Genomic DNA, 25,510 nt, shown 5'->3' on the forward strand with positions numbered 1-25,510 from the left:
CTGACCGATCAGTCACACTTTGGGGTGGGGAAACACCCGGGAGCACCATGACAGCATTACCCGTGATCACCGCCATGGGCGGCATCAATGCGGCCGGTCGCAGCGCCCTGCATTTCGGCTTTCAGCGCCTGATTTTTGATGTGCTGGACGGTCAGCGTCAGCAACAGACCCTGGCCTCCCTCGCCCGCCTCAGCGGCGGCACCCCGGACCAGCAGCTGCACGCCACCTTGGTCCGGAGCCTGCCGGATCACCATCAGTTACAGGGCGCCCTGGCCGGCACCAGCGCCGGCCCGCTGACACTGGAAATGCGCAACATGGACCTGCCGGACCCACTGCCGACTGGCTGGCAGGTCAGCGCCCTGGACAAGCGCCGCAGTCGCGTGACCCTGCCGGCGGGCAGCGCACTGCGCGTGCCTCATGCCAGCCCGCGCCGCGTCAGTGCCGCCGGCCAGCTGCCGGACGGGTTCGATCCGGGCAGCCTGTATGCCTCACGCCACCACCCCCGTGCCCTGCAGATGGCCATCTTCGGCATCAGTGATGCGCTGGGCATGCTGGGGCTGGACTGGCAACAGGTAGCCGCCGCGGTGCCCGCGGACCAGGTGGCGGTCTATGCCAGCAACGCCATGTCCCAGCTGGACGAAAACGGCCTGGGCGGCGTCCTGCAGGCGCCCCTGCAGGGCAGCCGCATTACCTCCAAGCAGGTGCCGCTGGGACTGGGAGAAATGACCGCGGACTTTCTCAATGCCTATGCGCTGCACTCGGTGGGCACCACCGGCGGCATGCTGGGTGCCTGCGCCACCTTTCTCTACAACCTGGAAAAGGGCGTGCAGGCCATTCGCAGCGGCAAGGTACGCCTGGCGGTGGTGGGCACCAGCGAAGCGCCGCTGGTGCCCGAAGTCATGGAAGGTTACCGGGCCATGGGCGCGCTGGCCGAGGACCAGGCCCTGGCGGCTCTGGACCATGCCCCTGAGGCGGACCTGCGACGGGCCTGCCGGCCGTTCTCGGCCAATTGCGGTTTTACCATGGCGGAATCCGCCCAGTTCGCCATCCTCATGGACGACGCCCTGGCCCTGGAACTGGGGGCTGACATCCTCGGCGCGGTGCCGGATGTCTTCATCCATGCGGATGGCGCCAAGAAATCCATCTCCGCCCCCGGAGTCGGCAACTACCTGACCCTGGGCAAGGCCGCCGCCCTCACCCGCCAACTGATTGGCGAGCGAGGCCTGCGCGAACACAGTTTTATCCACGCCCATGGCACCGGCACCCCGCAGAACCGGGTCACCGAATCGCGGGTGCTGGACAGCACCGCCGAGGCCTTCGGGATTGCCCATTGGCCGGTGGTGGCCATCAAGGCCTACCTGGGGCATTCACTGGGCAGTGCCGGCGGTGACCAGCTGGCCGCCGCCCTGGGCAGCTTCGCCCAGGGCTGGCTACCCGGCATTACCACCATTGATCACATCGCCGAAGATGTGCATCGCCAGCGTCTGGACCTGTGCCTGCAACACCGTCAGCGTGACGACATGCAGGCCAGCCTGATCAATTCCAAGGGCTTCGGTGGCAACAACGCCACCGCCGTGGTGCTGGGCCCCGACGCCACCGAGAGCATGCTCGGCCAACGCCACGGGCAGCGAGCCATGCAGCAATGGCAGCAGCGGCGCGAACAGACCCGCCTAGGCCAGCAGCGCTTCCACCAGCATTGCCTCCATGACACACCGGCCCCGGTGTACCGCTTTAACGAGGGGGTGATCGCCGATGAGCAGGTGCAGATGAATGACCGGCAGATCGTGCTGGCCGGTGGCGTGCCCATCGCTCTGGACGACGACACCGGCCTGCGCGAGTTCCAGCTTGCCGACTAAAGCCCGGTATCAAAGGCCGGTGATGCCCAGCCCTGCCGGGAATTGCCGGCCGCTTCACCGGTGAGCGGTTCGCCACCGATGATCACCTGCTCGGCAGTGCCGTATTGCAACCAGGTGCGGGTGGGCACCTGCCCCACCGGCGGCTTGCTGTAATCACAAACACCATTGGGGAAGATCTCGGCGACCTTGTCGGCAAAGGCCTGCGAATCAATGATGCCGGTAAGCGGGTTCACCGGGTAATCCGCCGGGTCCACGGCTTTCAGCTGGCACTTGTTGGTCAGGGTGTCGATGCTGTCACCGGCCACCGTGCGCGGCGTACCGAAACGGGTCTGTACCACCAGATGCTGCAGATCCACCAGGTTATCGGTGATCGGTGACAGCAAATCGCCGACTGTACCAAGCAGGTCACCCACCACCGGCAAGGACGAAGCCACCGGCAATTCACTGATATCCAGGCCGCACACCTGGCCGGTAAGCGCATCCACCACCACCCCAGCTTCCGGCGGCGGCGAGGGCAGCAGGGTCGGGTCCAACCCGGGCACCACCGGCTTCGGGTAGAGAATGTTGCCGGTGAACGGCACGATGCCCTCATCCAGCAGAGACGCAACGGACAGGCAGCGATCCCGGGCCTGCACCGGCTTGTCGGCCACCACCTTTTGCGCCACGGAGGCACTGCTGGTATCGGCTTCCACATTGCTCAGCCAGCGGTCCATGACCAGCAGCGCCTGGGTGGCAAAGGTGGTATCCCCGGCCAGCGGAATGGCGCCGTACCAGATCACCTGATTGTCGAAATAACCCTGGGCCTTCTGCAGGCGGGCCCGCATCTGCCAGGAGTGGTAGGCATCGTGGGCAATGCCCGGATCCAGGCCGCGCAGGTCGATGATCGGCACGTTGGCCATGTGCTCGGCGGTATTGATGGCACCGGTACGGTAGGCATTGCTGAGCGCCTGCGGGTCCGCCACGGTGCGCTCCGGCTGGAAGTCGATATCCACACTGAGGCCACCGATATTACGATTCACCGCCAGGAACTGGTCGCCGGTGATCACACCGGCCTGCAAAGCACCCAGGCCATACTGCACACCGGCGTTGTCCAGCGGAATGCCGGTAAAGCTGCGCGACAGCAACTGCTCATTGGCGGACCACACCGCCGGGTCACGGGGGCCGAACTGGCTTGCCATGTAATCCAGCAGGCCGCAGCGCAGCCCGTCGGGCTGGTTGTCGGCATCGTAGACCGGCACGCCCTCTTCCAGCCCCGGGCAATCGGCCTGGTCCGGGTAGGCCGCCGGGAAAAAGGCCACGTCGGAAACGATCGGATTGAGCGGCAGGTGCCCATAAAACGCCGGCCACTGTACCAGCGGCACCACGCCGGAGCTGAACACGGATTTAAACACATCCACCATGTCCTCCGGGCTCTCGGGAATACGGTTACCGAAGTAGTGGCTGAGCAAGTGGTAATCGGCGAACTGGGTGGCGGTGGTCCAGACATCCGGGTAGGAGCATTGCACAATCAGGCCCTGGTAGATGCCCGGGTAGGCATTGGCCACGTGCTGCTGAGTAATCGAGCCACCGGAGCAGCCGGTGCCGATGGTGTAGCGTAGCTCACCGTACTGCTCGATGATGCGCTCCTTGGCCATCATCAACGATTCCGCCGCGGTCACCAGGTTTTCGTTGTGGCCCAGATTACCCTGGGCGGTGGACAGGGTCATGAAGCCACGGCCCAAGGCCACACTGATGCTGTCGCCGAGCAGGAACTCTGCACCGTCCGGCGCGGTGCCGGCCAGGTCGCCATTGGGCGGGTTGCCCATGCCATAACTGACCCCTACGTTACCGCCATGGTGGATCAGCAACTTGTGATTCCACTGGGCCTGCGGGTGCAGGGCGGTCCACGGCGCATCGGGCTGGAAAAGCGTCATGATCTGATAGCGATCCCGGTTCTGAACCCCGGTTTCCACCCGCACGATAAAGGGCACGGTGACGCCCTGGTCGGTGGTCACCGTGGCAATGCTGTCCGCCGCCGGCGGGTTGGCCGGGTCATAGGGCTGGAAGGCGCCGGGCAGCCCCGGGTTCTGCGGGTCGAAATTGCTGATCAGCGATTGCAGCTTGTCCGCCGGCACATACTTGAAGCTGTAATGGGCCGGCTGGTTGCACTGGGCGTCCACCGCCTGCTCATTGGTGCAATGCCAGGGCTGGATTTGCGGGCCGGAGAACACCGGACCGCCATTGGGGTGGTTGATGATTGTGCGCGTCAGCACCGACTGGTCCGCCAACGTCACGGTCAGGGTGTTTTCGCCCAGGGCCAGACCGCTGATCAGCCCCTTGAGGGTGCCGCTGTCCGTGGCCGTCAGCATGGCGGTCACATCCGTCTCGCCCACCTGTGCCCGGGCGCCCTGCAGCTGGGCCGGGTCCTGCGCCAGCACTTCCACCAGCGCATCCCCGTCACTGATCAGGTCCGCCCGGTTGGATAACATACGGATCTCCCCGTCACCGGCCACCACCGGCGGCGGATCCTGGGTATCCGGATTTCGGGTGTCAGGTGTGCTGGCAGCGGGTGAGGAACCACCCCCTCCTCCGCCCCCGCAGGCAGCCAGCAGGGAAAGGGCACAGCACAATACAAAGGCAAGGCGGTATTTCATTATTATGCTCCTGACGGCCAACTGGCCGGTCCGCAATGCGGGTGGCGCCCTCACGACGCCACCGGATTGTTATTGGGTGTTTTGCATTACAGATTGTTGGCCACGATAACGGCGGGGGCTGTTGCCACCCGGTAGTGGGCACGTTACCGACCATGGCCAGCGTTGCAGGATGTAGCACGAATGTCCCATTATGACCGCCATTGTGTCTGCCCTGTGACGGCATGCAGGGAATTGCTAAGGTGTCGTCCTCCGCCATCAAGGAAGAAGCATGCGACCCTGGAAAACCGGATTTCTGTTACTGGTCACCCTGGTGGCGACCATGGGCCTCTGGCACCGTTACAAGCCCCTGCCCGACGGGCTGGATTTTCGCGGCAAGCTGCAACCGGCCAGCGACCTGTCACTGCTGGTGGACGACACCTGGGTCGACAGCCACGAACAACGTCACAGCCGCCAGCAGATCTTCGATGAATACTTCCGGCTGATTCGCCAGGCCCAACAGCTGGTGGTGGTCGACATGTTTCTCTACAACGATTTCCAGGGCACACCACCGGAAACCCTGCGCCGTCTATCCCAGCAGCTCACCGATACCCTGCTGGCCAAACGCCGGGACAACCCGGCACTGCCCATGGTGGTGATCACCGATCCCATCAATACCCTCTACGGCGGTCTGATCGACCCGCAGCTTGAACTACTACGCCAGGCCGGCATTACCGTGGTGATGACACGCCTGCCCGCCCTGCGCGATTCCAACCCCAGCTGGTCGGGGCTGTGGCGGCTATGCTGTCAGTGGCTGGGCAACAGCCCCTACAAGGGCTGGTTGCCCAACCCGCTGGGGCCGGGTCGGGTCACCCTGCGCAGCTACCTGACACTGCCCAACTTCAAGGCCAATCACCGCAAGACCCTGGTGGTGGATGAGGGTGATCAATGGACCGCCCTGGTGACCTCCGCCAACGCCCACGACGGCAGCAGCGCGCACAGCAATATCGGCCTGCGCTTCAGCGGCCCGGCGGCGCTGGATGTGCTGCATACGGAACTGGCGGTGGCGCGATTTTCCGGGGCCACGCTGCCGGCCATGCCTGCCACGCAGGCCGAGACGGACATGCAGACCCCGGAACAGATTCAGGTGCTGACCGAAGCCGCCATCCGTGACGCCCTGATCAATGCCATCGATGAAGCCGGGCCGAACGAAGCGCTGGATGTGTCGGTGTTCTACCTGTCCCACCGGCCGCTGGTGGAGGCCCTGCTGGCCGCCCGTCAGCGCGGCGTGACCCTGCGGGTATTGCTGGACCCTAACAAGGACGCCTTCGGGCGGCAGAAAAACGGCATCCCCAATCGCCAGGTGGCCTGGGAATTGCACCGGGCCGGCATCCCGGTGCGCTGGTGCAACACCCACGGCGAGCAATGCCACACCAAGATGCTGCTGCGACGCAGTGACAGCCAGGCGGAACTGATACTGGGCTCGGCCAACTACACCCGCCGCAATCTGGACAACCTGAATCTGGAAAGCAGCGTGCGGGTGGTGGCCAGCCCGGAAACGGCGGTGATGGAACAGGCCGGCACGGCCTTTGACCGACGCTGGCACAATCGCCACGGCGAATACCACAGCGTGCCCTATGACGAGTATGCGGATGAATCCGTGCTTAAATACTGGCTCTACCGGGCCATGGAATTCACCGGCTGGAGCAGTTTCTGATATGGAACCACGCATTACCGTTATCACCCTGGGAGTGGATGACCTGGCACGCGCTTTACACTTTTACCGCGACGGGCTGGGGCTGAAAACGGACGGCATTGTCGGCGAGGAATTCGAGCATGGCGCCGTGGTGTTCATCCCCCTGCAACAGGGCGTCAACCTGGCGCTGTGGCCCCGCCAGAGCATGGCCCACCACAGCGGCCTGCCACTCAGCGCCCCGGCCACCACCGACCTGCATATCGGCCACAATGTGCGACAAAGAAAAGACGTGGATACGGTCATGGAGCAGGCACGAAATGCCGGGGCCGAGATCGTCAAAGCCGCCCACGATACGTTCTGGGGCGGTTACGCCGGCTACTTTCGCGACCCGGATGGCCATCTCTGGGAGATTGCCTGGAACCCGTCAATGCCCGGCTGACCGCTATCAGCCATCGGAGGGCGCCGGCCCCTCGGCGGGCGGGTGCTGGCGATACCAGTCCAGAGCGCTGACCGTGCCATTGACCAGCCAGGCCATGGCCACCAGGACCCCGGCCACGGGCCAGCGATAACCTTCCGGCAACAGCTCGGACTGAGGCACAAACAACAGGAACAGCACAGTCTCCACCAGCGCCAGCAACAATGGCGCGACCAGCCGCGCCGGGTAATGCAGCTGCACGCCCAGCCAGCGCAACAGGGCCGCGCCCATGGCCAGCCCCAGCCAGATGACAATCAATGCGCCGATGATCACTGCCGACATGGTTACTCGTCCTCTGTTTGCTTGCCGTAGAGCGCCGCCCGCCCGTGACGTACTTGCATCCCCTCACGGATTTTCCGGGGCAGGCCACCCACCACCAGAGCATAGGAATGATCGATCATGCGCTGTATTTCCCCGTCGGGAATGGAACCATCCAGCAGCACGGTATTCCAGTGCTTCTTGTTCATGTGATAGCCGGGCTGCACCGCCGCGAAGATATCCCGCAGGGCCTGGGCCTGGTCCGGGTCACACTTGAGATTCAAACCAGGCTGTCCCTGGCGCGTCATCAGCAGGGCAAACATCTTGCCATGCACTTTCATCACCGCCGCATCGGGGCCAAAGGGATAGTCCTCCATGGCCTCGGGTTTGCCCAGCAGGTAGTCGCGAACCGCCTCAACATCCATGCAGGCTCCTTGGTGTTGCATGGCAACGACTGGCACGCGACCCCGTTCATTCGCTTGCCAGCACGCGGCCACAACGATGCTCAGGCCTCAGATCTCCCGGGTCTCGCGGAACAGGATATCCGGGTGACGCTCCTGGGCCAGCTGCAGGTTGACCCGGGTCGGTGCCAGGTAAGTCAGGTGACCGGCACCATCACGGGCCAGATTATCATGGGCCTTGCGCTCGAAAGCCGCCAACTCCCGCTCGCTGTCCGCTTCCACCCAGCGGGCAGTGGCAACGGACACCGGTTCGTAACGGCAATCCACACCGTACTCGCCTTTCAGGCGCGCCGCGACCACATCGAACTGCAGGGTCCCCACGGCACCGAGAATCACGTCGTTGTTGCGCAGCGGGAAGAACACCTGGGTGGCGCCCTCTTCCGCCAGTTGGGTCAGCCCCTTGTGCAGCTGCTTGCTCTTGAGCGGGTCGTTGAGCACCACCCGCTGGAACAGCTCCGGCGCAAAGTGCGGAATGCCGGTAAAGGCCAGCTCTTCGCCCTCGGTAAAGGTGTCACCGATCTGAATGGTGCCATGGTTGTGCAGGCCAATGATGTCACCGGAGAAGGCTTCATCCACATTGTCTCGCTCGCCGGCCAGGAAGGTCAGGGCATCGGGAATACGCACGTCCTTGCCGGTACGCACCTGTTTGAGCTTGATGCCTTTCTGGTATTTACCGGAACAGATGCGCATGAAGGCAATGCGGTCCCGGTGACGGGGGTCCATGTTGGCCTGGATCTTGAACACGAAGCCGGTCATCTTCGGCTCGCTGGCCTCCACCGTCCGTGCCGTGGCATCGCGGGGCTGGGGTGGCGGTGCCCACTCCACCAGGCCATCAAGCATGTGATCGACGCCGAAATTGCCCAGGGCGGTACCGAAAAACACCGGCGTCAGCTTGCCGGCCAGGAAGCGCTCCAGATCAAACTCGTGGCTGGCGCCGCGCACCAGTTCCAGGGTGTCGCGCAGTTCCTCGGCATAATCCGCGCCCACGGCGTCATCCAGTTCCGGGTTATCCAGCCCCTTGACCTCGCGGACTTCCTGGACGGTGTGCCCCTGACCGGTCTTGTACAGCACGGTGGTATCACGCAGCAGGTTGTAGACCCCCTTGAAGCTCTTGCCCATGCCGATGGGCCAGGTGATGGGAGCGCATTCGATTTTCAATACGTCCTCGATTTCATCAAGCACTTCAATGCCATCGCGTACATCCCGGTCCAACTTGTTGATGAAGGTGAGGATGGGGGTATCACGCAGACGGCAGACTTCCATCAGCTTGACGGTCCGCTCCTCCACGCCCTTGGCCGCATCAATCACCATCAAGGCCGAATCCACCGCCGTCAGGGTGCGATAGGTATCCTCGGAGAAGTCCGCGTGGCCGGGGGTATCCAGCAGGTTGACGGTGGCATCCCGGTAGGGAAACTGCATCACCGAGGTGGTCACGGAAATGCCCCGCTCCTTCTCCATTTCCATCCAGTCGGAGGTGGCATGCTTGCCGGACTTCTTGCCCTTGACGGTACCGGCGCTCTGGATCAGGTTGCCGTACAGCAGCAATTTCTCGGTAATGGTGGTTTTACCGGCGTCCGGGTGCGAAATAATCGCAAAAGTGCGGCGCTTGGCCACCTCGTCGTGCAGGCTCATGGGGCTTCCAACGTTACTCGGGTGTATCAGGGGCGGCGAGTATACCAGCCTGGGGCCCGGTTACGGCAGTCCCGAGCCTTTCAGCTGCCGATGACGCATGAGCAGGTACAGCGCAAAGCCCACGGCCACGCCCGGCACCACCCCCAGCAACAGGGCCAGCCAGCCGCCCCGCAGGCGATAGCGCTGGCGCTCAAAGAGCACCCAGATGGCCAGCACCACCCAGCACAGAATCACGTCCGTGGAATAGCCGGCGGCATAAGGGTTGGCAAACCCGGCCAGGGCGGCGCTGATGACATCGGGGTTGGCCAGCAAGGGGGGTATGACCACCGCCGCAAACACGCCACAGAACAACAGCGCCACCAGCACCAGTGACAGACGAAAAACACGATCGGACATGAGCACTTCCCTTTGCCGGATTTGAAAGTATGGGCATCGCTTGGGCGCCACCGCGCTCGATGCTAGAGTGTCAGCCATCGTCACCAAGGATACCTGTCATGCGTTCTTTTTATCATGCCTGCGCCCTGATCGTCTTCGCCCTGCTGGCCACCGCCTGCAGCCGCACACCGGATGCCGCTGACGCGCAGAAGGCCCTGCAGGCGGAGCTCAAGCACGCCCACCTGCAACAGCTTCTGGAAGTGAAGGACGTCAAAAAGGACAACGGTTACCAGGCCGGTGACGGCCTTTATACCCTGGAGGTTTCCTACACCCTGAAAGCCAAACAGGGCCTGGGCGAGTACACCGACCAGGTCAAGGGCGATGAATCGCTGTCAGGGCTGGACCGCTTTGCCATGGTAATGACGCTGGGTGCCCTGCGTATGGAACACGGTGATTTCGAGAAAGGCGACACCTTCAACCGCCAGCGCAGTATCACCTTCCACGATACGGAAAAGGGCTGGATGCCCATGAAGGCCGATAAATAGCGCCCGGCGAATCAGGGATGCGGGGCCAGCACGCACTGCATGAGCACCGCATTTTCGCGCCCCTCATCCGCACGGCGGTAATAGTTCTTGCGCAGGCCGGTGACCTCAAACCCCAGCGAATGATAGAGCTGCCGGGCACCATGGTTACTTTCGCGCACTTCCAGGTAGATCACACTCATGGCTTCCCGGCGTGCCCGCTCCAGGGCCGCCATCAGTAGATGGCGGGCCACGCCACGGCGCTGGAAGGCCGGCGCCACGGCGATATTGAGCACGTGCATCTCATCGAGGATCTGCGAGAGGATCAGAAAGGCCAGCGGCTGCTCCCCCTGTACCGCCACTTCGCAGCGGTAATAATCGGTCTGCAGGCAGTCACGAAAATGGGCCATGCCCCAGGGCGTGACCTGGGCGGCCTGTTCAATGGCGGTGACGGCTTCCAGGTCTTCCGGTTCCATCTCACGGCATTGCAGACCGGGCACCGCCGCTTCCATGTCACTGGCCAGCAAAACCGTGCTCCTGCATGGCCAGCCAGCTTGTCTTCTTGTGCTCAGCCGGGTCTTCCAGCATCTCGGTCAGGCTGCTGACCACCAGCGCCGGCATGCCACCCAGGGTGAACGGCCGATAACGCGGTATCTCGAACAGGGACTCGCTAAGGGCCTGCGGCAATAGCAAAAGCACACGCTCCCCGCCGGCCTGGCGATGCAATCCCTTGAGGAAGGCATCCAGCGCCTGGGCCGCATCACCGGCGGCCATGGGCTGATCCGTCAATGGGCAGAAAAAGCGTCGAGGGCGCTCGGGCCGGGCCCGGAACAGGGCCAGCAGACTGGCCAGCAGGGGCGCCTCGAAACGGCCCAGCCCCGGCGCCTGGGCATCCTGCTGGGCGGCCAGCAACCAGGTGCCATTGCCGCCATGGGCTTCCAGGGTGAAGGTCAGCGCCTGTCCGGCAGGCACCGCCGCTGACGCCTGCGGGGCCGGCTCGGCCTCCACGGGTGTGTCGGGCGATGGCTTGGCCGGCGCCGGTGTGGCGGCGGGAGATTCCACCCGGGTGGGTTCCGCTGCCGGGCGGGCCGGTTTCATGCTGCTTTCGGGGGCTGGCTGCGCAGGCACCTCCCCGGGGTTTTCCTCCTGCCAGTCCAGTGCCGGGGACGGCGCTGCACCGGGCAGAGGTACCCGGGCCACCCAGGGCGTCAGCCCCATGGCCTTGAGATAACTCTGCCGCTGCGCTTCGTTCATAGCGAGCTCCGCACCTGTCTGACGTCTGAGGCCGGACGACGAACACCGGCGGCAAACACGCCAGACCAAAGGCGTTTAGCGTCAGACGTCATACCTACGACCCCAGACCGTGTATTCATACATCCGCCGCCTGGGGGTGGGCTTTTTCCAGCCCGGCAGCAAAGTGGTTGAGGGCATTCAGGTAGGCCTTGGCCGAGGCGGTGATGATATCGGTATCGGCGCCATGGCCGTTGACGATCCGCCCGCCCTTTTCCAGCCGCACGGTCACTTCGCCCTGGCTATCGGTGCCGGCGGTGATGGCATTGACCGAATACAGTTGCAGGGTGCTGTGGCTTTGCGCCAGTGCTTCAATGGCCTTGAAGGCGGCATCCACGGGCCCGGCGCCGGTAGCCGTGGCACTCTGCTCCTGGCCATCGATGGACAGCACAATGCGCGCCTCCGGGGTTTCCCCGGTGCGGGCGGTGGCTTCCAGCACCACCAGTTTGTAGCGTTCTTCCTCGGCGGCCTTCTTGGTGTCGCTGACCAGCGCCTGCAGATCCTCGTCAAACACTTCGTGCTTCTTGTCAGCCAGATCCTTGAAGCGCTGGAACGCCTCGTTCATGGCCGCTTCCGAGGCAAAGGTAATACCCAGCTCGTCCAGGCGTGCGCGGAAGGCGGCGCGGCCGGAATGCTTGCCCAGCACCATGCGGTTGGTGTGCCAGCCAACATCCTCGGCGGACATGATTTCGTAGGTCTCTCGGTGCTTGAGCACGCCGTCCTGGTGAATGCCGGATTCATGGGCGAAGGCATTGGCGCCGACGATGGCCTTGTTGGGCTGCACCGGAAAGCCGGTGATCTGGGACACCATCTTCGAGGTCGGCACGATCTCGCGGGCATTGATGCCGGTGTCCACATTGAACAGGTCCTGGCGGGTTCGCACCGCCATGACAATCTCTTCCAGGGAGGCGTTGCCGGCCCGCTCGCCCAGGCCGTTGATGGTGCATTCCACCTGCCGGGCGCCGGCCTGTACCGCTGCCAGGGAATTGGCCACCGCCAGCCCCAGGTCATTGTGACAGTGCACCGAGAACACCGCCTTGTCGGCATTGGGGATGCGGCTAAGCAGCTGGCCGATGGTGTCGCCGAACTGCTCGGGAATGGCATAGCCCACGGTGTCGGGAATATTGATGGTGCGGGCGCCGGCATCAATCACCGCCTCGATGATGCGACACAGGAAATCGATCTCGGAACGTCCGGCATCTTCGCAGGAGAACTCCACATCGCCCATGTGATTACGGGCATGTTTGACCGCCGCCACCGCATGCTCGATGACCTGGTCCGGCTCGAGACGGAGCTTGTGTTGCATGTGGATGGGGCTGGTGGCGATGAAGGTATGAATACGCCCGGACTCGGCGCCGGCCAGTGCTTCGGCGGCACGGTCGATATCGGCGGCCTTGGCCCGGGCCAGGGAACAGATGGTGGACTCGCGCACGGTGTCGGCAATGGCCTTCACGGACCGGAAGTCCCCCTGGCTGGCGATGGCAAAACCGGCCTCGATCACATCCACCCGCATGCGCTCCAGGGCCCGGGCAATACGCAGCTTTTCGTCCTGGTCCATGGTGGCGCCGGGGCTCTGTTCACCGTCACGCAGGGTGGTATCAAAGATAATCAGGCGGTCTTTGCTCATAGGATTCTCTTGCATAGGGCGCTGCCATTACCGCGGCGCCAATGATTCTGTTGAGTCAGTCCAGGTGCTGCTGCCAGCAAATACGATAGTCCGGTCTACTGCCCGCGATTCTAGCAAAAAACCACGCCCCAGGTGGGGATTCAGGCCAGCCGCAGCACCCGTAATACGGACTGCTGCAGGGCCTCACCGGCATCGCGGCCGGCAATGCCTTCCGCCAGGCGAACCTTCCTGCCGTCCAGATTGGCGCTTAGCGCCATGTACTCGGTCTTGCGCGTGCCCTGGGTGGTGGACAGGCTGCTGTGCAACTGCAACTGATCAGCACGCAGCAGCTGCCCCTGCCGCTGGAACAGGGGAATCCCCAGCCAGCGCCGCACCGTACGCACCTGCGAGCCGCGCACATGGGTCTCCAGACTACGACCCAGCATATACAGGGCGCTGAACAATATCAGCAGGCCAATCCCGCCGAAGACTACGGCCATGAAATACAGCATCGCGCCCTCGCTGGCGGCCTGATACAACAGAAAGCCGCCCACGGCAGTGAAGAGCCCACCGAACAGCAGCAAGCCCAGCTTCATGCCCAGGTGGCGACCGGCGGCACTGTAGATCCGCAGCCCCTGGCCGGTCTGCTCCACCTGGATCTGGGCATTGGCGGATTCCATCGCCGCCAGGGATGCCTGCCGTTCGCTGTTGCGGCGATGGGCCTCGGGCAGGGTGAAGCGGCTCTGGCCGGTACCGGCCAGGCCCGGCAGCTCCCAGCTGCGAGACAGGCTGCGCCCCTGCTGTCTGCCTTCCAGATTTACCCGCCAGTGAATGCGGTTGTCATGGGGGCCGCCGGTTTCCGGCAACCCCTCTGGCACGTCGAAACAGAACTGGATGCGGGTACCGTTGGCACCCTGTTGCACCAGCGGTCGCTGCTCACGCTGCCAGATAATGGTTTCACTGGTACTGCGGTTCTTGCCGCTGCCGGTTTGCCGCCGGCGCACACAACTGAGCATCAGGGTATCAATCTGGTCTTCGGTGAGCGGCAGGCCAATGCGCACCTCCCCGCCCATCTGGCCGCCGATCTGGCCCGGATTGGGGTCCGGTTCCAGCGGCGTGGGGCCGAAGTAGAGAAAGGTGCGGCGCATTTTCCAGCCCGCCAGCAACATGCCGCCGCCCACCAGCGGAAACAGCAGTACCGCCAGAATGGCATAGTTGCCCTTGTGCCACTCCTCGGGAATCGCCCACAGCGCCGGCGAGGGTAGCAACACGAAGATGGCCCCCATGCCGATCAGGATCCAGTATCCGGAGGTTTCCTGGCTGCTCAGGGTGCCGGCGACCTGGTCCCGCTGGCGCTGGCGGGAGGAGCGATTGAACAGCCACAGCAGCCCCCCTCCCACCAGGGAAAAGACTGCGCCAATGGTCACCCCGAACACCATGGCACTCCAGCGCAGGGTCCGGTCCAGATAGGCCTGGGACGGTGCCTGCGGATTGACCCAGGCGGTGATGGCGTAATCCCGCAAACGGGCCCGCTCCAGCCGCCCGGCCAGCTGCTGCCAGTAGTCGTCGAAGTTATCGCTGCCGCTGTAGAGGCTGGCCCGGTTGCTGGTGTAGCTGCGGCCATCGAACTCATAGCGGTAACGGGCGGTGACGCTGTAGGTGGTGGAATCATCGCCGCGATGGCGATGCAACTCACTGCTGAGCACCCGGGCCGGTACTTGTTGCCAGCTGCCGGACTGCCAGTAATGGAACAACGGCTTGAGGCCCACAAAGACCATCAACGCCAGGCCGGCCACCAGAAAGAGACCGGCAAACAGGTTCATGACCCAGCCGCTTTTTTGTTTTTTATCGCTGCCGGTACCGGTTTCCGTATTGTCCAATTACCACACCCCCCGCGAGTATTATCCCCGTGATCGCCCCGTAGAGATGGGCGTTCACATACACTTTGCCGTGAATCCAGGCCTGCAGATAATCCACGTCATAGCCCGGTTGTTGTTCGAAAAAAATGCGCCCGGCGATCACCAGCAATACCAGCGAATGCAGCCAGGGATTACGGCGCCAGCCCAGCAACAGACACATCACCAGCAGGCCATGAAGAATGCCGGACAGCCCCGCATAGAACACCAGTTGCGGGTCCAGCAGATACAGTGCCAGCCCTTCCAGCAAGGCCCCCAGCAAAGCCCACAGCGCCACCCGGTAACGGTTGAGCAGGTCTTCAAAAAAGTATCCGCACAACAGAAAGCCACTCAGGTTAAGCAGCATGTGCCAGGGCGTCAGATGCACGAAGTGGCAGCTGACCAGGCGCCACCACTGCCCCTGTTCGATGGCATGGCGGTCGAACTCCAGCCAGGGATTGACCTGCTTGCCGGCAAGTCCCAGCAGCACCATCAGGGCCGCCAGCCCCAGGTACCAGGGCCGCAATTTTTTATCCAGTGGTTGCATGTGAGCGCCTTTAACACCGAGCGGGCATTATCGGCAGCGCTGGCCCACCGGTGCAAGGAAACCGCTCAAGCGCCCACAAAAAAGCCCCGCCGAAGCGGGGCTTTTTATCGGGTCACGGACCGGCGTGATTTACATCATGCCGCCCATGCCACCCATACCGCCCATGCCGCCCATATCCGGGGCGCCGGCACCGGCGTTCTCTTCCGGCTTGTCTGCCACCATGGCTTCGGTGGTGATCATCAGGCCGGCCACGGAGGCAGCCGCCTGCAGCGCGGAACGGGTCACCTTGGCAGGATCCAGGATACCCATTTCCAGCATGTCACCGTATTCACCGGTGGCGGCGTTGTAGCCATAGTTGCCACTGCCGTTACGCACTTCCTGAACAATCACGGACGCTTCCGCGCCGGCGTTCTGGGCGATCTGACGCAGCGGCGCCTGCAGGGCGCGCACGGCGATGGCAATGCCCGCGTTCTGCTCTTCATTGTCGCCTTCCAGCTCGCCCATGTTGGCCAGGGCACGAACCAGGGCTACACCGCCACCGGGGACCACGCCTTCTTCCACCGCCGCACGGGTAGCGTGCAGGGCGTCATCAACGCGGGCCTTCTTCTCTTTCATTTCCACTTCGGTGGCAGCACCGATCTTGATGACAGCCACACCGCCGGCCAGCTTGGCCACGCGCTCCTGCAGCTTTTCCTTGTCGTAATCAGAGGAAGAATTCTCGATTTCCTTGCGGATCTGCTCCACGCGGGCATCGATATCGCCTTGCTGGCCAGCGCCATCGACGATGGTGGTGTTTTCCTTGTCGATGTTTACTTTCTTGGCGGTGCCCAGATCTTCCAGGGACGCGTTTTCCAGGCTCAGGCCCACTTCTTCGCTGATCACGGTACCGCCGGTGAGGATGGCGATATCCTGCAGCATGGCCTTGCGACGGTCACCGAAGCCCGGCGCCTTGACGGCGGCGCACTTGATGATGCCACGCATGTTGTTGACCACCAGGGTAGCCAGTGCTTCGCCTTCGATGTCTTCGGCGATGATCATCAGCGGCTTGCCCTGCTTGGCCACGTTCTCGAGAACCGGCAGCAGCTCACGGATGTTGGAGATCTTCTTGTCCACCAGCAGGATGTAGGGCGTTTCCAGCTCAACCTGCATCTTTTCCTGGTTGTTGATGAAGTACGGGCTCAGGTAACCGCGGTCGAACTGCATACCTTCAACCACTTCCAGCTCGTTCTGCAGGGACTGGCCTTCTTCAACGGTGATGACGCCTTCCTGGCCCACTTTTTCCATGGCCTGGGCAATGATTTCGCCAACGGACTTGTCGGAGTTGGCGGAGATGGTGCCGACCTGCTCGATGCTCTTGGTGTTGTCACACGGGGTGGACAGTTTCTTGAGCTCGGCCACCACGGCTTCCACGGCCTTGTCGATGCCGCGCTTGAGGTCCATGGGGTTCATGCCGGCGGCAACGGATTTCAGGCCTTCGTTAACGATGGCCTGGGCCAGCACGGTGGCCGTGGTGGTACCGTCACCGGCTTCGTCGTTGGCCTTGGAGGCCACTTCCTTGACCATCTGGGCACCCATGTTTTCGAACTTGTCTTCCAGTTCGATTTCACGGGCCACGGACACACCGTCTTTGGTGATGTTGGGCGCGCCGAAGGATTTCTCCAGCACCACGTTACGGCCTTTCGGGCCCAGGGTGACTTTTACGGCGTCAGCCAGAATGTTGACACCTTTGGCCATGCGGGCACGGGCGTCATCACGAAACAGTACTTCTTTAGCCATTGTTCTTTACCTCTGCGAAATCGGTTTGCCCACTGGGGGCTACTTGAAATAAGCCCTTGGCCTTCGGTTATTAACCTTCAATAACGGCCAGGATTTCGGATTCGCTCATGATCAGCAGCTCTTCACCTTCCACCTTCACGGTGTTGCCGGCGTACTGCCCGAAGATCACCTTGTCGCCTTTTTTCACGTCCAGCGGACGCACATCACCGTTTTCGGCGATTTTGCCGTTACCCACGGCAATCACTTCACCGCGGGACGGTTTCTCGGCGGCGGAGCCGGGCAGCACGATACCGCCGGCGGTTTTGGTCTCTTCCTCTTCCCGGCGAACCAGCACGCGATCATGCAAAGGACGGATGTTCATTTTCCTCAAACTCCCAGTTTCAGTTCTTGTGACACCCGAGCCCGCCCATGGCAGAGCTCGGCAGTCCGAATTAGCACTCTAACGAGTCGAGTGCTAATCATAGTAATGACGCAGGCGCAGTCAATAGGGAAAGTGGCGAGAAATCCGCTGCCCGCGACGGCCCGCAGGGCAGAGCAATGGGGCCTGTGCAACGGCTTTCAAGGGCGGGCGAGGAAAAAATCCTCCGGTCGGGTGCGGGCCAGCATCACCAGGGTTTCACGGACCTGGCCGGCATCTTCCGCCCGGGCCGGAAACGGTAATCGGTGTAACCGCCGGTCATGCCACAGCCAGGCGCCCCAGGGGTCCACGGCCAGCATGCGGGCCCCCTGCCCGGACGATCCCAGCAGGGTCAGGTAGTGATCCAGCGCGTCACCATGGTCATCATTCATGTGGCCAACCATGGCCTGCTCGCGAGCCAGGTCCCAGCCCCAGGGCTGGGCTAGCGCATCACCGTCCAGCCAGGTGGCCCGGGCAAAGCCGGGAATCCAGCGCACCGTCCGCGGCCGCAGGGCAAGAAAGTGGAAATCCAGTTGCAGGTAATCCCGGGCCTGGGGAAAGACCTGCAGGTAACGCCCCCCCTGTTCCGGCGGCACCGGCATGACCTGGCCGGACACGGTCAACCGGGTGGCCGCCTGCCAGTCACTGTGGCGCTGCTCCACCCACAGCAAAGAGGCCCGGGCGTCATGGCGCAGGTTGAGGCTGTGCTCGGCCAGCTCACTGACCAGCATCAACAAACGCCCCTCGTGATCGGGCACCACATTGACGGCGGAACAGAAGGGCCCGCCGTTGGCCTCCACGGTGGCCAGGGCGGCGTGGCTGTGCTGATAGATGAAGGCCTGTGCCTGGGCTTCCTGCTGCATGATATGTCCTTGCGCGCGTTTCCCGATTTGCCGGTGGACTGAGCAATCCGGTCATTGGCCCGGGGGCCAGCCCCCACCATAATCCGGACCATCGTGAACCGACAGTGTAAGGAATCACCATGGATCTGAACCAGAAAGTGGTTGTTGTCACCGGTGCCGGCCGGGGCCTGGGCCGCGGTATTGCCACCTATTTTGCCGGCAAGGGTGCCCGCATCGCCTGTGTGGACCTGAACCAGGAAGATCTGGATGCCACCGTGGCCGCCTGTGAAGCCGCCGGCGGCGAAGCCCGCGCCTACCTGGCCAACGTGGCCCGGGAAGAGGACGTGGAAAGCCTGTTCAACAGCGTGGTGGCGGATTTCGGTGCCCTGCACGGGCTGGTCAACAATGCCGGCATCACCCGCGATGGCCTGCTGGTGAAATACAAGGATGGCGAAGTGGTCAGCAAGATGAGCCTGCAGCAATGGCAGGCGGTGATCGACGTGAACCTGACCGGCGTATTCCTGTGTGGCCGGGAAGCCGCCGCCAAAATGCTGGAGCTGGGGGTGGAAGAAGGCGTGATCGTCAATATTTCCTCCCTGGCCCGCCAGGGCAGCTTCGGCCAGAGCAACTACTCTGCGGCCAAGTCCGCAGTGGCCGCCATGGCCGAGGTGTGGGCCAAGGAACTGGCACGCTACAACATCCGCACCGGCGCAGTGGCCCCGGGCACCATCAATACCGATATGCTGGCCGCCATGAAGCCCGAAGCCCGCGAGCGTCTGGTGCAGGCGGTACCACTGCACCGTCTGGGTGAGCCGGAGCACATCGCCCGCTCCGTGGCGTTCATTTTCGAGACCGACTATTTCACCGGTCGCTGCATCGACATGGACGGTGGCCTGCGCTAACCCGCCGAGCCACACCGAATCGCCGCGCCCGACCGGGCGCGGCTTTTTTGTGCCTGTGTTTTTCTGCACCTGACCCGGTGCCGGTTTTGCAACATTCAACTTGCAAGTTCCCGGCCCTGCCCCGAAGCTATCGAGCCATGAATCCGACATTCCGCGAGGCGGTCTACCAGATCGTGGCGGCCATTCCCCCGGGATCGGTCAGCAGCTATGGCCAGGTCGCCCGGCAAGCCGGCTTTCCCCGCCACGGCCGTTTTGTGGGCCGCCTGCTCAGCCAGCTCCCCGCACAGACCCGCCTGCCCTGGCATCGCGTTCTGCGTGGTGACGGCCATATTGCCCTGGCCGGCACACCCGGCGGTGAGGAACAGTGTCGCCGGCTGCAGGCGGAAGGCGTGGTAGTGCTCGGCCAGCGCGTCGCCATGAAGCGTTATCAGTGGCAACCCGATGCCGTCAGGGAACAGTGACACTCGATGAAAGTATTTCGCGCCTTTATTGACCGCCCTATCCTGGTGATCTTCCTGCTTGGCATCGCCAGCGGCTTCCCCAAGGGCATGATCGTTTCCACTCTCAGTGCCTGGCTTACCGACGAGGGCTTGAGCCGCACCAGCCTTGGCCTGTTCGGCCTGGTATCGCTGCCCTACGCGGTGAACTTCCTGTGGGCGCCGCTGGTGGACAGTTTCAAGCTGGGCCCACTGGGCAGCCTGCTGGGCAAACGCCGGGCCTGGATTCTGCTCACCCAACTGCTGTTGCTCGGCCTGCTGTTCCTGCTTGGCACCTTCGATCCGGGCAAGCAACTGTTTGCGGTGGCACTGGTGTGCGTCACCATCGCCTTTGTTTCGGCCACCCAGGACATCGCCATCGACGCCATCCGCATCGAATCGGTGCCGGTGGACCAGCAGGGCGCCGCCGCCTCCGCCGGGGTGGTGGGCTGGCTGCTGGGCAATCTCTTCATTGCCGGTATCTCCCTGTGGCTCACCGATGTGCTGGACAGCTGGCAACAGATCTACATGGTGATGAGTTTTGCCATGCTGCTGGGTATTGGTGGCACCCTGCTGGCCCGCGAGCCACAGCACAAGGCGGTGCCTGCCCACGCGCCGGACACGCCGCGCCTGCGCCGCATGGAACTGTGGCTGGAGCGCTCGGTGCTGGCCCCCTTTGTGGAATTTTTCCGGCGCAACGGCGCCGGTATGGCGCTCACCCTGCTGGCCTTTATCTTCCTGTTCAAGATTGGTGAAGCCTTTCTCGGCTCCATGTCGATCCGTTTCTACAATGAAATCGGTTACGAGTGGAAAGAGGTGTTTGCCTACGTCAAGAGCGGCGGCATGATCGCCCTCGGCCTGGGCAGCTTCCTGGGTGGGGCGGTAAGCATCAAGCTGGGCGCCTCGCGAGGACTGCTGCTGGCCGGCATCGCCATGGCCCTGACCAACCTGTTGTATGCCTGGCTGGCGCACATCGGTCGCACCGACACCGTGGTGCTGAACATCCCGCTACTGCATATTCAGCAGCTGGCTCTGGACATGCCCTTGATGACCTGCGTGATCCTGGACAACTTCACCGCCGGCATCTCCACCATCGCCTTCGTCACCTATATCTCCGACCTGTGCGATCGCCAGTTCACCGCCACCCAGTACGCCCTGCTGGCCTCGCTGGGCAACCTGGGGCGCACCACCCTGGCCTCCGGCAGTGGTGCCCTGGTGGATTTTCTCGGTGGCCGCTGGGAACTGTTTTTCATTCTCACCGCCATCATGGCCATTCCCGGCCTGTTGATCCTGATCTGGTTGATGCGGCGAGGTTTGCGCCCGGAAGGCGCTTCCGGCTGATGGTGTTTCACGCCTGATTTGCGCTATAGTCCCTGTTTGTACAAAAAAACAACAAAAACAGAGGCAAGGATGAACACAGCCGAGATGGATATTCTGGTAGTGGATGACGCCCGCTTTTCTGCGGCAGTGGTCAACCGCACGCTGGCCTCCGCCGGCTATACCCGGATTCGTCACGTGGACAACGCCTTCGACGCGCTGGGGCAACTCAACGAACGCCCCGCCGACCTGGTGGTGGCCGACTGGCTGATGCCGGAAATGGACGGCCTGGAGCTGACCCGTCGTATCCGCCAGAGCGACGAGGCCGGCAACCGCTACACCTATGTACTGCTGCTGACCGCCCGGGAAGGGGTCAAGGCCCTGCAACAGGCCTTTGATCAGGGCGTGGATGACTTCGTCAGCAAATCCACCATGACCGAACAACTGGTGCACCGGGTGATGGCCGCCGACCGCATCATTCAGCGCCACAACCGGGTACAGACCGACTTCCAGCGCATGCTGTCAGTCAACCGCCAGCTCAAGCGCCATGCCCTGATCGACCCGCTGACCGGTTTCGGCAATCGCCAGGATGCCCTGCGCTGTCTGGGTGACACCCTGCGCCAGGCGGAAAAACGCGGTGGTGCCGCCTGCCTGATGCTGATGCAACTGGATGACTTCCAGCGACTGCAGCAGGAACGCGGACAAAAGGTCATGCAACAGGGCGTACTCGCCTTCAGCCGCCGACTGCGCCAGTCCGTGCGGCCCATGGATCGCCTCTGCCGGCTGGACAGTGACTGCTTCGCGCTGATCACCCACCAGCCACACCTGAGCCACTGTGCCCCGGGCGGCTTCCGCCGGCTCTACGATGCGCTCAATCACCGTGCCTACCAGACCGCCGCCGGCTTTCTGAGTCTGCAGGTCAGCATGGCCCTGAGCGCCTCGGAAGGCGACAGTGGCGCCGATGACATGCTCTCCCAGGCACTCAATGAACTGCCCCTGTCCCGGCAGGAAAAACGCATTGTGGCGGCCACCGCTAACGCCTGAGGGCTGACTCACCGTACCATTGGGGCATGAAACAGACCCTGCCCCACTGGTACCTGATCGGTACCGGCAACATTGGCGTGCTCAGTGCCCATTACCTGCAACAGGCCGGCCACGGCGTCACCGCCCTGCGACCCGGCAACGATCCGATGCTGCATCGCGAACTGGTATTCGGTGACCAGCCCCGCCGCCTGACCCTGCCGGCCATGAGCCCGGCCCGGCTTGCCCGGCCCCTGGATGCCCTGCTGGTCGCCTGCAAGACCCCATTCACCCGCGATGCCCTGCTCCCCCTGCAACCCTGGCTGCACCAGGGCACGCTGGTGGTGCGTCTGCAAAACGGCATGGGCGCCCTGGACGGCCTGCTGCCCGACGGCGGCGCCCTGATCGAGACGGTGACCACCAGCGCCGTGAAGGGTCGCCCGCCTCGTCATGAGGTGGTGGCGGAAAACGACACCTGGTGGGGCGGCCTGCCACAGCCGCCGGTCTGGTTCGAAGCCCTGCGGCAGCACTGGCCCGGCCTGCATTGGGAGGCGGATTTACGGCACCGTCAGTGGCAGAAACTGGTGGTCAACGCCGTGATCAACCCGCTCACCGCCCTGCATGATGTGGACAACGGCGCGCTGCTGAACAACCCGGCCCTGCTGGCCCAGGCTAACGCCCTGTGCCGCGAGGCCGATGCCTTGTTAACCCGGCTGGACCCGCACTGGCCCGCAAACTCCCTGCCCAATGTGCTGGCCGTGGCCCGCGCCACCGCCGGCAACACCTCCTCCATGCGGGCCGACCGCCAGCGTGGCAACCGTACGGAAATTGATGCCATCAACGGCTACCTGCTGCGCCAGGCCGAACCGCTGGGCATGGACCTGCCTCACCACCGGCAACTGGTGCAGGCACTGTCATGACAAAGACAAGCAGGCTATGGTAGCGCCTTTGACAGGCAAGATCGTGCCAGCGCCCTCTGCGCAACGCTGCCGCAAAGGGTGCCGGAAACGGCACAAAGCGATGTTTCCACCCCCTGTTAACCGTGCTCTGCAGGAGAACACATGCACATTCGCCCTCTGCTGGCTCTGGGCCTGCTGGGCCTGGGCAACCTGGCCCTGGCCGAAGATTCCACACTGACGCCGGTACGCATCAATGGCTCGGTCAGTGACAGTCTGGCCGCTGAGCTGCCCATCGGTACCGTGGTGCTGACCCGTGCCGACCTTGACGAAATGCCGGCCACCACGCTCAGCGATGTGCTGGACAGCGTCGCCGGGGTACAGACCAGCCGCTTCTACGGTATCAGCGGCACTACCGCCAGCATTGACCTGCAGGGCTTCGGCGCCACCGCCAACCAGAACACCCTGATTCTTCTCAATGGCCAGCGACTGTCGCCCATCGACACCAGCAGCCCGGATCTGGCCGCCATTCCGCTGGTGGCCATTGAGCGCATCGAAGTGCTTCCCGGCGCCGGCGCCGCCCTTTATGGCAATGGCGCCGTGGGCGGGGTGATCAACATCATTACCCGACAGAATTACCGCAACAGCGCCGGTCTGAAGGCCGTGGGCGGCAGCTATGCCACCACCGGTGGCAGTGCCTACGCCAGCGGCAAGGGCGACCGCGTGGGTGGTGCCCTGGCCCTGAACAGCCTGTCCAGTGACGGCTACCGGGACAACAATGAAATCCGCCAGCACAACGCCTTTGCGGACCTGCGCTACCAGGGCGATGGCATGAGCGCCTACCTGAGCGCCGGCGGCTCCCACCAGGAACAGGGGTTGCCCGGTGGTCGCACGATCAGTGCCAGCCAGAACCAGTATCAGGATGACCCCACCGGCACCAACACGCCATTCGATGATGCCGAGCAGGACAACTACTGGGTGATGCCCGGCCTCAGCGTCCAGCTACCCGGCCACAATGCCCTGACCCTGGATTTCAGCCGCCGCCACCAGACCCAGGACTACCGCTATGTATCCCTGGCCAGCCAGGGCAAGACCACCGTGGATAGCTACAGCGTAGCGCCCAAACTCAACGGCCAACTGGCCACCGGGCCGGTGGTACATAACTGGACACTGGGTTTTGACCTGCATGACTACGACTACCAGAGCCGTGCCAGCTTTGGTGACCGGGATCTGGACCAGACCGAGCGTGCCTGGTATCTGCATAACCTGATGGCCCTGGGCAGCCACTGGTCGGTGAGTGCCGGTGCCCGACGCCTGGACAGCACCCTCAGTGGCGATGGCATGCGCAACGAGCAGGACGGCGAAATGTACGAAGGCGGCGTGCGCTATACCATTGACGGCGGCCTGGCTTTCTTCGCCGGGGCCCAGCGCAGTGTGCGCATTGCCAACGTGGACGAGCTGAGTCCCTTCAACCCGCCCATCGATCCGCAGACCGGCCATACCTACACCGCCGGGGCCAGCTGGGCCCAGGGCCGACAACACTCGACCCTGACCTTCTGGCGTGCCCAGATCGGTAACGAAATTGTTTACGACCCGATCACCGGCACCAACCGCAACCTGGACGATGACACCCGCCACCAGGGCATCAGCCTCAACTCGCGCTGGAAGCTGGACAAGGACCTGGCACTGACCATCAATGGCAGTGTGCAGCAGGCGCGCTTCGACGGCGGCAGCTATGACCGCAATGATGTGCCGCTGGTACCTGAATCCACCCTGCAACTGATCGCCGACTGGCAGGCCCTGCCATGGCTGTCCGCGCAGATTGCCCATCGCTATGTGGGCGCCCGCTACTACGACGGCGATCTGGCCAACAGCCAGGACAAGCTCGACAGCTATCGCACCACCGACCTGCAACTGACCACGCGCTATCGGGCACTTTATCTGCAGGCCGGCGTCTACAATCTGGAAGGCAATCACTTCGCCGATTACGGCAGCTATAGCAGTTTCAGCGGCAACACCAGCCTCTACCCGCTGCCCGACCGGCATTATCTGGTCACCCTCGGCATGGAGCTGTAATGACTGACAGGACCTCCGACAAGACCCGCATCAATCGCGTCATCACCCGCACCGGCGACCAGGGCACCACCGGCCTGGCCGACGGCAGCCGGGTCAGTAAAACCCATCCGCGCATTCAGGCACTGGGCGAACTGGACGAGTTCAACAGCGCCCTGGGAGTACTGCGTGCCCGCGCACTGGATGAGGACCTGGACACGGTGCTGGAGCAGTTGCAGCAGCTGCTGTTCGACCTTGGCGGCGAACTGGCCATTCCCGGCCACCGTACCGTCAACGATGACGACCTGGTGGAACTGGAGTCCCGTGCGGACACCTTCAATGCCCAACTGCCGCCGCTGAAGGAATTCGTGTTGCCCGGCGGTCACCCGGACGCCGCCTGGTGCCACCATTGCCGCACGCTGGCCCGGCGCTGTGAGCGCCAGTTGCTCATGCTGAATGACAACGACAGCGACGCGGTCAACCCGATCAGCCTGGCCCTGCTCAACCGCGCCTCGGACCTGCTGTTCGTCATGGCCCGGTTGCTAAACCAGCGCCACGAGCAACCCGAGCTGCTGTGGCAATCCCGCGCCGAGCGCAAATAAGGAAACAAT

24 protein-coding genes are annotated in these 25,510 nt (G+C 63.4%); 11 read left to right on the forward strand and 13 right to left on the reverse strand.

Annotated elements, in window-relative coordinates:
* The first annotated feature begins 47 nt into the window (after window positions 1-47).
* Entirely contained in the window at window positions 48-1,856 is a 1,809-nt protein-coding gene (locus A11A3_RS09440; protein WP_040296989.1) for a beta-ketoacyl synthase, read from the forward strand.
* Here A11A3_RS09440 and A11A3_RS09445 read toward each other — a convergent pair.
* Window positions 1,853-4,489, reverse strand: coding sequence for a DUF6351 family protein (locus A11A3_RS09445; protein WP_008929067.1), 2,637 nt, complete (start codon window positions 4,487-4,489; stop codon window positions 1,853-1,855). The two genes, A11A3_RS09440 and A11A3_RS09445, sit on opposite strands and share 4 nt — an antisense overlap.
* Before the next feature lie 268 nt (window positions 4,490-4,757).
* On the opposite strand from A11A3_RS09445, the gene A11A3_RS09450 reads away from it, so the two are divergent.
* Together A11A3_RS09450 and A11A3_RS09455 are read left to right on the forward strand one after the other, a co-directional pair.
* Complete coding sequence (locus A11A3_RS09450; RefSeq protein WP_008929068.1) at window positions 4,758-6,182, forward strand: phospholipase D family protein; 1,425 nt, start codon at window positions 4,758-4,760, stop codon at window positions 6,180-6,182.
* A gap of 1 nt (window position 6,183) precedes the next feature.
* A complete protein-coding gene (locus A11A3_RS09455) occupies window positions 6,184-6,600 on the forward strand; it encodes a VOC family protein (protein ID WP_008929069.1) in 417 nt (138 codons plus the stop codon).
* 6 nt (window positions 6,601-6,606) lie between these two features.
* Here the strand turns inward: A11A3_RS09455 and A11A3_RS09460 are convergent, their stop codons facing one another.
* From A11A3_RS09460 to A11A3_RS09475, 4 genes are all read right to left on the reverse strand, one after another.
* On the reverse strand, window positions 6,607-6,918 hold the full coding sequence (locus A11A3_RS09460) for a hypothetical protein (protein ID WP_008929070.1): 312 nt from the start codon (window positions 6,916-6,918) through the stop codon (window positions 6,607-6,609).
* A 2-nt stretch (window positions 6,919-6,920) separates the two neighbouring features.
* Window positions 6,921-7,319: an MmcQ/YjbR family DNA-binding protein gene (locus A11A3_RS09465; RefSeq protein WP_008929071.1), complete on the reverse strand. Its 399-nt coding sequence runs from the start codon at window positions 7,317-7,319 to the stop codon at window positions 6,921-6,923.
* A gap of 87 nt (window positions 7,320-7,406) precedes the next feature.
* Entirely contained in the window at window positions 7,407-8,987 is a 1,581-nt protein-coding gene (gene prfC, locus A11A3_RS09470) for a peptide chain release factor 3 (RefSeq protein WP_008929072.1), read from the reverse strand.
* 60 nt (window positions 8,988-9,047) lie between these two features.
* Window positions 9,048-9,383, reverse strand: coding sequence for a DUF2834 domain-containing protein (locus tag A11A3_RS09475; RefSeq protein WP_008929073.1), 336 nt, complete (start codon window positions 9,381-9,383; stop codon window positions 9,048-9,050).
* A gap of 98 nt (window positions 9,384-9,481) precedes the next feature.
* Between A11A3_RS09475 and A11A3_RS09480 the strand changes: the two genes are divergently transcribed.
* Window positions 9,482-9,907 carry a hypothetical protein gene (locus tag A11A3_RS09480; RefSeq protein WP_008929074.1) on the forward strand — a complete coding sequence of 142 codons (426 nt, stop codon included), beginning with the start codon at window positions 9,482-9,484 and terminating at the stop codon, window positions 9,905-9,907.
* A gap of 11 nt (window positions 9,908-9,918) precedes the next feature.
* On the opposite strand, the gene rimI is transcribed toward A11A3_RS09480, so the two are convergent.
* From rimI to A11A3_RS09520, 8 genes are all read right to left on the reverse strand, one after another.
* Window positions 9,919-10,410: a ribosomal protein S18-alanine N-acetyltransferase gene (gene rimI / locus A11A3_RS09485; RefSeq protein ID WP_008929075.1), complete on the reverse strand. Its 492-nt coding sequence runs from the start codon at window positions 10,408-10,410 to the stop codon at window positions 9,919-9,921.
* A complete protein-coding gene (locus tag A11A3_RS09490) occupies window positions 10,397-11,137 on the reverse strand; it encodes a hypothetical protein (RefSeq protein WP_008929076.1) in 741 nt (246 codons plus the stop codon). Before A11A3_RS09490 ends, rimI begins: the two co-directional genes overlap by 14 nt.
* Window positions 11,138-11,252: 115 nt before the next feature.
* Window positions 11,253-12,800 (reverse strand): 2-isopropylmalate synthase, encoded by a 1,548-nt coding sequence (locus A11A3_RS09495; RefSeq protein ID WP_008929077.1) that lies wholly within the window; start codon window positions 12,798-12,800, stop codon window positions 11,253-11,255.
* 140 nt (window positions 12,801-12,940) lie between these two features.
* Window positions 12,941-14,659, reverse strand: a complete 1,719-nt coding sequence (locus A11A3_RS09500; RefSeq protein ID WP_008929078.1) for a DUF3592 domain-containing protein — start codon at window positions 14,657-14,659, stop codon at window positions 12,941-12,943.
* Entirely contained in the window at window positions 14,625-15,221 is a 597-nt protein-coding gene (rrtA, locus tag A11A3_RS09505) for a rhombosortase (protein WP_008929079.1), read from the reverse strand. The genes A11A3_RS09500 and rrtA overlap by 35 nt, the downstream gene beginning before the upstream one ends.
* Window positions 15,222-15,350: 129 nt before the next feature.
* Window positions 15,351-16,997, reverse strand: a complete 1,647-nt coding sequence (groL, locus tag A11A3_RS09510) for a chaperonin GroEL (protein ID WP_008929080.1) — start codon at window positions 16,995-16,997, stop codon at window positions 15,351-15,353.
* Between the two features lie 70 nt (window positions 16,998-17,067).
* Window positions 17,068-17,358, reverse strand: a complete 291-nt coding sequence (groES, locus tag A11A3_RS09515) for a co-chaperone GroES (RefSeq protein WP_008929081.1) — start codon at window positions 17,356-17,358, stop codon at window positions 17,068-17,070.
* A gap of 197 nt (window positions 17,359-17,555) precedes the next feature.
* Window positions 17,556-18,257 (reverse strand): HugZ family pyridoxamine 5'-phosphate oxidase, encoded by a 702-nt coding sequence (locus tag A11A3_RS09520; RefSeq protein WP_008929082.1) that lies wholly within the window; start codon window positions 18,255-18,257, stop codon window positions 17,556-17,558.
* Window positions 18,258-18,376: 119 nt separating this feature from the next.
* Here A11A3_RS09520 and A11A3_RS09525 point away from each other — a divergent pair, with 119 nt between their 5' ends.
* From A11A3_RS09525 to A11A3_RS09555, 7 genes are all read left to right on the forward strand, one after another.
* A complete protein-coding gene (locus A11A3_RS09525) occupies window positions 18,377-19,138 on the forward strand; it encodes an SDR family oxidoreductase (RefSeq protein ID WP_008929083.1) in 762 nt (253 codons plus the stop codon).
* Window positions 19,139-19,275: 137 nt separating this feature from the next.
* The gene (locus A11A3_RS09530) at window positions 19,276-19,599 is read left to right on the forward strand and encodes an MGMT family protein (RefSeq protein ID WP_008929084.1); all 324 of its coding nucleotides are present in this window, start codon (window positions 19,276-19,278) and stop codon (window positions 19,597-19,599) included.
* A gap of 6 nt (window positions 19,600-19,605) precedes the next feature.
* Entirely contained in the window at window positions 19,606-20,955 is a 1,350-nt protein-coding gene (locus tag A11A3_RS09535; protein ID WP_008929085.1) for an AmpG family muropeptide MFS transporter, read from the forward strand.
* Window positions 20,956-21,024: 69 nt separating this feature from the next.
* Entirely contained in the window at window positions 21,025-21,975 is a 951-nt protein-coding gene (locus A11A3_RS09540) for a GGDEF domain-containing response regulator (protein ID WP_040296991.1), read from the forward strand.
* 26 nt (window positions 21,976-22,001) lie between these two features.
* Window positions 22,002-22,871, forward strand: coding sequence for a ketopantoate reductase family protein (locus A11A3_RS09545; RefSeq protein ID WP_008929087.1), 870 nt, complete (start codon window positions 22,002-22,004; stop codon window positions 22,869-22,871).
* Window positions 22,872-23,012: 141 nt separating this feature from the next.
* Window positions 23,013-24,923 carry a TonB-dependent receptor plug domain-containing protein gene (locus tag A11A3_RS09550; RefSeq protein WP_008929088.1) on the forward strand — a complete coding sequence of 637 codons (1,911 nt, stop codon included), beginning with the start codon at window positions 23,013-23,015 and terminating at the stop codon, window positions 24,921-24,923.
* The gene (locus tag A11A3_RS09555; RefSeq protein WP_008929089.1) at window positions 24,923-25,501 is read left to right on the forward strand and encodes a cob(I)yrinic acid a,c-diamide adenosyltransferase; all 579 of its coding nucleotides are present in this window, start codon (window positions 24,923-24,925) and stop codon (window positions 25,499-25,501) included. Before A11A3_RS09550 ends, A11A3_RS09555 begins: the two co-directional genes overlap by 1 nt.
* Window positions 25,502-25,510: the final 9 nt, after the last annotated feature.

Source organism: Alcanivorax hongdengensis A-11-3, assembly GCF_000300995.1.
In the GTDB taxonomy this organism is placed as follows: Bacteria; Pseudomonadota; Gammaproteobacteria; order Pseudomonadales; family Alcanivoracaceae; genus Alcanivorax; species Alcanivorax hongdengensis.